General features: G+C 43.0%; 10 protein-coding genes and 1 riboswitch. Of the genes, 4 read left to right on the top strand and 6 right to left on the bottom strand.

Going from position 1 to position 7,572, the window contains the following annotated elements:
• Positions 1-237 precede the first annotated feature (237 nt).
• Positions 238-750, bottom strand: coding sequence for a type 1 glutamine amidotransferase domain-containing protein (locus tag AC3EBE_RS23920; RefSeq protein WP_488597540.1), 513 nt, complete (start codon positions 748-750; stop codon positions 238-240).
• Positions 751-945: 195 nt separating this feature from the next.
• Between AC3EBE_RS23920 and AC3EBE_RS23915 the strand changes: the two genes are divergently transcribed.
• Positions 946-1,221 (top strand): late competence development ComFB family protein, encoded by a 276-nt coding sequence (locus AC3EBE_RS23915; protein ID WP_488597539.1) that lies wholly within the window; start codon positions 946-948, stop codon positions 1,219-1,221.
• Between the two features lie 50 nt (positions 1,222-1,271).
• Here the strand turns inward: AC3EBE_RS23915 and treR are convergent, their stop codons facing one another.
• Positions 1,272-1,997, bottom strand: a complete 726-nt coding sequence (treR, locus tag AC3EBE_RS23910) for a trehalose operon repressor (protein ID WP_488597538.1) — start codon at positions 1,995-1,997, stop codon at positions 1,272-1,274.
• 287 nt (positions 1,998-2,284) lie between these two features.
• Here treR and AC3EBE_RS23905 point away from each other — a divergent pair, with 287 nt between their 5' ends.
• Positions 2,285-2,605 carry a helix-turn-helix domain-containing protein gene (locus AC3EBE_RS23905; protein ID WP_488597537.1) on the top strand — a complete coding sequence of 107 codons (321 nt, stop codon included), beginning with the start codon at positions 2,285-2,287 and terminating at the stop codon, positions 2,603-2,605.
• Between the two features lie 413 nt (positions 2,606-3,018).
• Here AC3EBE_RS23905 and AC3EBE_RS23900 read toward each other — a convergent pair whose 3' ends face one another.
• Together AC3EBE_RS23900 and AC3EBE_RS23895 are read right to left on the bottom strand one after the other, a co-directional pair.
• Positions 3,019-3,153 carry an anti-repressor SinI family protein gene (locus AC3EBE_RS23900; protein ID WP_488597536.1) on the bottom strand — a complete coding sequence of 45 codons (135 nt, stop codon included), beginning with the start codon at positions 3,151-3,153 and terminating at the stop codon, positions 3,019-3,021.
• A 28-nt stretch (positions 3,154-3,181) separates the two neighbouring features.
• Positions 3,182-3,267: riboswitch (cyclic di-GMP riboswitch) on the bottom strand.
• Positions 3,268-3,514: 247 nt separating this feature from the next.
• Positions 3,515-3,703 carry a hypothetical protein gene (locus tag AC3EBE_RS23895; protein WP_488597535.1) on the bottom strand — a complete coding sequence of 63 codons (189 nt, stop codon included), beginning with the start codon at positions 3,701-3,703 and terminating at the stop codon, positions 3,515-3,517.
• Between the two features lie 215 nt (positions 3,704-3,918).
• On the opposite strand from AC3EBE_RS23895, the gene AC3EBE_RS23890 reads away from it, so the two are divergent.
• A complete protein-coding gene (locus AC3EBE_RS23890) occupies positions 3,919-4,269 on the top strand; it encodes a helix-turn-helix domain-containing protein (protein WP_488597534.1) in 351 nt (116 codons plus the stop codon).
• 219 nt (positions 4,270-4,488) lie between these two features.
• Here AC3EBE_RS23890 and AC3EBE_RS23885 read toward each other — a convergent pair whose 3' ends face one another.
• Positions 4,489-5,397 carry a pseudouridine-5'-phosphate glycosidase gene (locus AC3EBE_RS23885; RefSeq protein WP_488597533.1) on the bottom strand — a complete coding sequence of 303 codons (909 nt, stop codon included), beginning with the start codon at positions 5,395-5,397 and terminating at the stop codon, positions 4,489-4,491.
• A 12-nt stretch (positions 5,398-5,409) separates the two neighbouring features.
• Positions 5,410-6,507 (bottom strand): carbohydrate kinase, encoded by a 1,098-nt coding sequence (locus AC3EBE_RS23880; RefSeq protein WP_488597532.1) that lies wholly within the window; start codon positions 6,505-6,507, stop codon positions 5,410-5,412.
• Between the two features lie 263 nt (positions 6,508-6,770).
• Between AC3EBE_RS23880 and AC3EBE_RS23875 the strand changes: the two genes are divergently transcribed.
• A complete protein-coding gene (locus AC3EBE_RS23875) occupies positions 6,771-7,394 on the top strand; it encodes a nitrous oxide reductase accessory protein NosL (protein ID WP_488597531.1) in 624 nt (207 codons plus the stop codon).
• The last annotated feature ends 178 nt before the right edge of the window (positions 7,395-7,572 follow it).

Genomic DNA, 7,572 nt, shown 5'->3' with positions numbered 1-7,572 from the left:
AAAAATTTTGAAAAAGCCCAATTGCCGGCTTTTTCAAGAGCGAATTTTTCTTGGGGCGTGCGGTGAGCCTCCTCGTCGCTTTGCTCCTGCGGGGTAAAATGGCCCCTTCTTTTCGGGCCATTTCTACCGGGGTCTCACCTGCCCGCTTCATCCCGAAGGAGTCTGCGCGCCTGGAACGAAGAGCAACAGGATCTCAATTCAACATTGGTGAGAGCAACAATCTCTGCGAAAACAGCCTTATTTTAAAAGGTTCAATGCTTCGCGATTGAATGCCGGGATGTCTTTCGGCTCGCGGCTGGTGACCAGCTGATTCTGGCAAACGACGACTTCCTGGTCCTTGTAATTCGCGCCGGCATATTCCATATCGACGCGGATGGATTTATAGCCTGTCGCATCTCTGCCTTCAAGTGTTTTCGCCGTCAGCAACAGCTGCGGACCGTGGCAGATCGCGAATACTGGTTTTTTCGCATCCATGAAGGACTTTGTGAACTGGACGAAGCGTTCATCTTCGCGGAGCTGGTCCGGTGAGAACCCTCCTGGCAGGAACAATGCGTCAAAATCCTCTGGTTTTACATTATCAATGCTTTCGTCGATCTTGACTTCTGCCTTTCCTTGTTTTCCTTTTACAGTCTTTCCTGATTCCTTTTCGATTGTCATTACTTCATGGCCGGCCTCTGAAAAAGCTCTTGACGGCTCCAGGTACTCGGAATCCTCAAACATCTCTGTGATTAAGCATGCAATTTTAGCCATAGGAATAACATCTCCTTTTCTTTTATATCCACTATTAAACTTTCCCTGTCCGCTGAAGCTAAAACATCTATCCAAATCTTAGAATAAACAAAGGTCCAAAGACCTATATTTTTAAAAAGCAAAAAATTTCATTTTATATTTGACATTATCCACTATAATCAATAGTAGGACATCAATAGGGAGAGAAGGAACACTGTGAATATTAATTATGTCAACGTAATGGAAGAAGTGGTTTCGACTCTTGTCAATGTTTTAATGATGAGCCCGGATTATCAGACTTTCTGCAATTGCAAGAAGTGCAGGAATGATATCATCGCCATCAGCCTGAACACGCTTCCGAGCCATTATGTCACCACAGAAGATGGACGCAAGATGGTATTTGAACAGCTTAATACCCAGGAGAACAGAGCCTGGATCAATAAAAGAATCATCAGTGCCATTCACCTCGTAGGTAAATATCCAAAGCATTAAAAAAAGCTGCCGATTGGCAGCTTTCTTTTTATAGTTTTCATCACTAATTTCTATAATGATTTTGTATCCATCCGCCTCGCGAAATCGACAAACCGGAATTTGTCAGGGCGGTGCCTTGACTCTGTATATTGAAACATGGTGGCGTCCTCAAAATAAATATAGTTCTTCACGACCACGACCGCCTGATAGCCTTCCATATCCAGCAGGGACTGATCTTCCTCGGTCGGTTCCTCCACCGTGAATTCCTTTTTGGCAAAACTGATCTTTTTTTCGAGCTGCTTTTCGATGTATTCAAATATGGAATTTTGGCAGTTTTCCTTTGTAAGTCCAGGAACATATTTCTCGACCAGGTAATCCTTGTCCAGGATGATTCGTTCCCCGTCAATTTGCCGGACTCTGGTAACCTTCCACACCAAATCATCTTCATCAATATGCAGTTCCTTTGCAATTTCGCAATCGGCAGCCTTAAGAGCAAACTCCTCGACGGCGGTTGCTGCTTTGCCGCCCATATTCTCCGCGAGTTCCTTAAAGCTGACCAATCCTGAGATCGGGAATTGGTGCCTTTTCAAATCAAGGACAAGAGAGCCTTTGCCGCGGATCTTTTGGATATATCCATTTTGGGCCAGCAGGTTCAGCGCCTTGCGAATCGTTTCTCTCGATGTCTGGTACATGTCGGCAAACTCATTTTCCGATGGAAGGATGGTCTTTGGCGGATAAAGGCCGTCCTGGATTCTTTTCGCGATTTCCTCATATATCGGCAAGTACTTTTTTTGCATCGTATTCCCCCGTACCTATACTAATTACTGCCATTTTACCCTTTTTTCCTGATAAATGCATTTCCGGATGGGTTTCCTGCAAAATTTAAACGAAAGAACAGCAGCCAATGCCGGTAAAAAAATCCTTTGAGTAATTTTCCCAACATGTTTCATGCAGCTTTTTTTAGAAAACAATCCTTTTGCATGGTATTTTGGTTATAATTGTTCTATGAAACGTTCTCAATATGGAACTATGCGAGGAAATTTGTTATTATTTAATTATAAATAGAGAAGGTGTGTGGATAGCTGTGATCGGTGAACGCGTTAAAAGATTTCGACAGGAAAAGAAAATGTCATTATCCGAGCTTGCAGAACAAGCCGGAGTTGCCAAATCATATTTGAGTTCACTGGAACGCAATCTCCAGACGAACCCTTCAATCCAATTCCTTGAAAAGATTGCAGCAGTCCTTAATATCCCTGTTGACAATCTGATCCATGAACAGCCTGATAAGGAGAATATGGATTCTGACTGGGTGAATCTTGTGAAAGAAGCAATGGATTCCGGCATCACCAAGGACCAGTTCCGTGAGTTCCTCGAATTCAACAAATGGAAGCTTCATAATAAATAAAATGGACAGCGGGCGATCGCTGTCCATTTTATTTATGGTCACAATTAAATTCTTTAAATGATAGTTCTGTAAAAATATGCTGTTGATTTCCGTTCCAGGCGCTTCGCTTTCCTCTGAAGAATTATGAAAAAGCCCAATTGCCGGCTTTTTCAAGAGCGAATTCTTCTAGGGGCGTGCGGTGAGCCTCCTCGTCGCTTTGCTCCTGTGGGGTAAAATGGCCCCTTCTTCTCGGGCCATTTCTACCGGGGTCTCACCTGTCCCGCTTCATCCCGAAGGAGTCTTCGCGCCTGGAACGAAGAGCAACAGAGTATTATAAATCAATATTTTGCTTTAACAGTATCTAATCAAAAAATAAAAAGCACCTCAAAGAGAGCTGCCCGATTCATTTCATTATGATGTTTTTCTATGTACTTTTAAAGTCCTGTGCCGTTGAAGCTTTGTAAAAACTCCCTGATTTCTTCTATCTTCAATCCCATTTCCATTGCTTCCATTATGAGCTGCGTCCATTCCTGGTCCAATTCTTCGGTAATTGCCTTTTCGCTAATCAAGTTCTTCCCCCCAAAATACGTGTGTATTCCAGGCAGTCCGGCCATCATAGTACTTTGCACCTTAGATCCGTGACTTTGCGTCCCCGCTTTTCAACAAGTTTGCCTTTTTCTGTGCCTTTTATCTCATCTTTAACTCCCAATCTCATTGTATATGGTTCTTTTTTTTTATCTTGTAAGTATTTGTCGGCTGGATTTGATTGATTATTTCTTTTTTCTTCCAAGGAATTACAAAAACAGTATGGAAAACAGTTAGTTTTCAGAAATTTCAAGTTATTATCTAGATATCTTTGTCAAATTATCTCCGGAATTGTTGAACTCTTTTTTAAACATTACCCCCACAAACTTGAATCTGATTTTCTATTTAAATCTTTCCTGGTGTAAACACCTTTAATCCAGCTGGGCAAAGCCGTTCTCTTTTCAAATGTTCCAGCCTGAAAAAATCGATAGCTGGTAAGATCATGGCCACATACAGGGCATAGCCATTCACCCTGCTCACAGCTGCTGAAGGACGGACGATTGCATCGATCACAATTTTTTCTGTACACAGCAAACAACACCTCCATGGTTGTCCAGATTATCTTTATTGAGTATAGTCCATTGGAATCATTTCTGGAAAAGGCGAAAATTAGTCAAAAATTCTTAAAAAAGAACGAATATCGTTCTTTTACAAGAATTATCTCTAGTTATCTTACAATATCGCATTTTGAAAAGAACAATTTGTTCGTTATAATGAATAAGCGAATGTCTTTTAAGGAGAATTGCCAAATGAAGATAGTGGGAGAGAAAATTAAGAGATTGCGAATCAAAAAAAAGTATTCCATCACTGAACTGTCGGAAAAAGCAAATGTATCGAAATCCTATTTAAGCTATATCGAAAGAGGAATCCAGGAGAATCCTTCAGTCCAGGTCTTATCGCGCTTGGCGTTGACGCTCGATACCACAGTCGAATACTTGATGGGCAATGAAACTCAACTAAAAAAGGGAGAAATCTCTCTCGATTCTGAATGGCTATTGCTTATTGAAGAGGCAATTAGGAGCGGGATCAGCAAAGATGATTTTTCCTATTATCTGGATTTTATCAAATTCAGGAATTCTTCAATCAAGTCGAAGAAATAGTGTTAATACTAAAATATAAAGTTGGAATTCTTTTTATACCAAAAAAAGAACCAGCTAGTGGCTGATTCTAATTCCTCTTTGTCGACGTTAATTTTTTTTTGTGAAAATGGCTGCTGATTTCATTCATGCGCCTTCCCATCTTCCCAATAAAGCTGCTATAGGTATGGATATCCCTGCCCCATTTACAAATTCTCTAAATGTCCTTCCAGTTCCCCATTATCAAATAAGGCTCAAGGCAATTTCGGCTCCAACTCTTGCGTTATTTTTGATCAGGGCGATGTTGGCTTCGAGGCTTTTGCCATCTGTTAATTCTTTTACCTTGGCAAGAAGGAATGGTGTGACCTGTTTGCCTTCAATTTTCTTTTCCTTTGCTTCTTGGAGGGCCTTTTCTATGACATGATTCATCAGACTTTCTTCCATGGCTTGTTCCTCTGGGATTGGATTTGCGACCACGACGCCTCCATTGAGTCCAAGCTCCCATTTTGTCCTGATCAGTTCAGCGACTTCCTCTGCTGAATCCAGCCGGAAGTTCACCTTATATAAACTTGTTCTTGTATAAAAGGCAGGGAGTGTATCGGTGCCAAAGCCAACGACAGGCACCCCATGGGTTTCCAGATATTCGAGGGTAAGCCCAAGATCAAGAATGGACTTTGCCCCTGCACATACGACGGCAACATTTGTATTTGCCAGTTCCTGCAGATCTGCTGAAATATCCATTGTCACTTCCGCTTCACGGTGCACACCGCCGATTCCTCCTGTGACAAATACCTGGATTCCCGCAAGCTCTGCACAAATCATCGTTGCCGCAACCGTGGTGGCGCCATCCTTCTTCGCTGCTAATAGATAGGGAAGGTCCCGCCTGCTTGTTTTTTCGACATTTCTGCTTTGACCGAGATATTCGAGCTCCTCGTCTGAGAGACCGATTTTTATTTTTCCGGCAAGGATGGCAATTGTCGCTGGGACAGCTCCCAAAGCCCGGATAATTTCCTCGACTTCCCTCGCAGTGTGGACATTTTGTGGATAAGGCATTCCATGGGAGATAATGGTAGATTCCAGCGCTACGATCGGTTTGCCTGTTTTTTTCGCTTCGAGTACTTCCTCTGAAAATTCAAGCCACTTTTCTAGCATTCTCTAACCCTCTTAATTAAAGTTTTGTTTGTATGTGTCCAGCAATTGCTTGTTATTCAAGATTGGATTTACCGTTTCGATTGTCTGAAGTGTCAGGATCGAGCAGGCCATCCCTATTTTGCAGGCATCCTCGGTCTGTATTCCGTTTAAATGGGCATAGAGGATCCCGGCAACTAGCGAATCGCCTGCACCGGTCACGTCAATCACCGATATGGCAGGCGGAATCAGCACGCCAGCTTCACCTTTTTTCGTAAAATAGACGAGGCCTTTATCTCCCCGGCTGATGACGACTTTCTCTGCTCCTTTATGGATGATCTTTTCGGCTGCTTTGAAAAAATCGCCTTCGTTCTCGATGCTGATGTGTGATATCGCCTCTGCCTCATCCTTATTGGCAATCAGCCAGGTCACACCCGTTAAATCTTCCGGCAGCTTTCTTGCTTTCGGGGAGGACACCGGCGTAATGCATAATGGCAGATTTTCTCTGCGGCACCTCGTAATAATGCATTCCAGGACCTGAGCTGGAAAATTGGTATCCAGCATGATTAAATCAGATGAGGCAAAATAGGCCCATTTTCCGTCGATGAATTCAGGAGTAATAGCATCATAGATTGACATTTCGGCCAGAGCAACCGACATTTCACCCTCATGGTCCAGCACTGCGGTATAAGTTCCGGTAGATTGGCCATGCATGATTTGCGAAGGAGTCGTATCGGCGAATGCCTTCGTGTATTCCAGCAGCCAATGCCCCTCATGGTCGTCCCCTACTACTGTCAGCACACTGACATCGCTGCCCAGCCTTCCCAGATTCTCAGCAATATTCCTCGCTACGCCTCCACATGATTTGGAGCTTTCCGCTGGATTGGACGTGCCAAGCTCCAGCCTGCTTTTCGACCAGATTTTCCGGTCGATATTCGCTCCTCCTACACAAAGCACCTGCCTTTTCTCCGGCAATACATAGGCTCTGCCAAGAATCTTTCCTTGTTTGATTAATGCCGATATATAGCTCGCTACCTCAGAACGAGATAGTTTCGATTTCATCGCCAGATCTATTTGTGAGATGAACGGATCCTCTTTTACTAGTTTAAAAATAAGTGCCTCTCTCTCATTCATTTCGTGCACCCCTCTAATTTCCAAATACTAGTCTATATAAGAATCATAAACCTTTATCTGAATAGGCACAACATTATTAATATTCGTTTACTTTTTCCTTTTTCCTACTTCCAACCCGCTTGAAGCTTTGTGGCTTGCTTGTGTCATAATGTCACAAAAAAGTCATATAAAATCGGGCAATCTCACGCTTTTCCCACGGATTTTTCTCATTTTAATCACAACTCCCTGTTACGATTATTCCGTAACTAAAGGAGGTTATTTTTATGAAAAAATATTTTACTGTATTCATAGCATCCTTATTCATTTTGGCTCTTTCTGCATGCGGCGATTCCGCCGCTGACAAGGAGAAACAAACAGAAACTGAAGCCGGAACAGCCTCTGTGACAGAGGAGAAGCACGATCATGGTGAAGGTCCTCATGAGCCAGGTAAAGAGGATGTATGTGCTTTCTGCAATATGAAGGTATACACGGAGTCCGACCAAATGGGCGTGTTCACCGCCCAGGCAAAAACAGCAGACGGTGAGTATGTATTCTTTGATGACTCAGGCTGCCTTCTGAACTCCCAAAGGAAAGATGAAATAAAATACGAGGAAAAATGGGTCCGCGACTATGTTACTTCCGAGTGGATTGAAGCTGATACCGCTGTTCCTGTAAAAGCTGATCTCAAAACACCAATGAAATATGGGTATGCCTTCTTCACCAACCAGGAAAGCGCCGATAAATTCATTGCTGAAAACGAAGATAAACATCCCGAGCTATCCAGCTGGGAAACAATCGACCAGGTTGCCAATGAGCGCTACATGAAGAAAATGAAGATGCAGGGCGGCATGATGGATGAGAAGGAAGATCAGGATATGGAACATAAAGAAGACATGGAAGGAAAGTAATATAAAAAATCCCGCTGCAGCAAAAGCTGAAGCGGGATTCAGTTTGTAGACAAAAGGGGTTCGGAATGGTCTCATTCCGAACCCCTTTTTGGATTTTATCGGATTTTTCAAAGGAAACAGACTCCCTTTGCTATACTTTTAGGCCATTTCTGGACTTCTCCATGTCCAGTTGGCCATC

It is taken from the genome of Mesobacillus sp. (assembly GCF_057785455.1).
The sequence above is the reverse complement of the archived record's forward strand: the minus strand, read 5'-3'. Positions and strand labels throughout refer to the sequence as shown.

Coding starts and splice junctions, on each gene's coding strand:
- AC3EBE_RS23920 (WP_488597540.1), bottom strand. CDS start 750: ATGGCTAAAATTGCATGCTTAATCACAGAGATGTTTGAGGATTCCGAG.
- AC3EBE_RS23880 (WP_488597532.1), bottom strand. CDS start 6,507: ATGAATGAGAGAGAGGCACTTATTTTTAAACTAGTAAAAGAGGATCCG.
- treR (WP_488597538.1), bottom strand. CDS start 1,997: ATGCAAAAAAAGTACTTGCCGATATATGAGGAAATCGCGAAAAGAATC.
- AC3EBE_RS23885 (WP_488597533.1), bottom strand. CDS start 5,397: ATGCTAGAAAAGTGGCTTGAATTTTCAGAGGAAGTACTCGAAGCGAAA.
- AC3EBE_RS23890 (WP_488597534.1), top strand. CDS start 3,919: ATGAAGATAGTGGGAGAGAAAATTAAGAGATTGCGAATCAAAAAAAAG.
- AC3EBE_RS23875 (WP_488597531.1), top strand. CDS start 6,771: ATGAAAAAATATTTTACTGTATTCATAGCATCCTTATTCATTTTGGCT.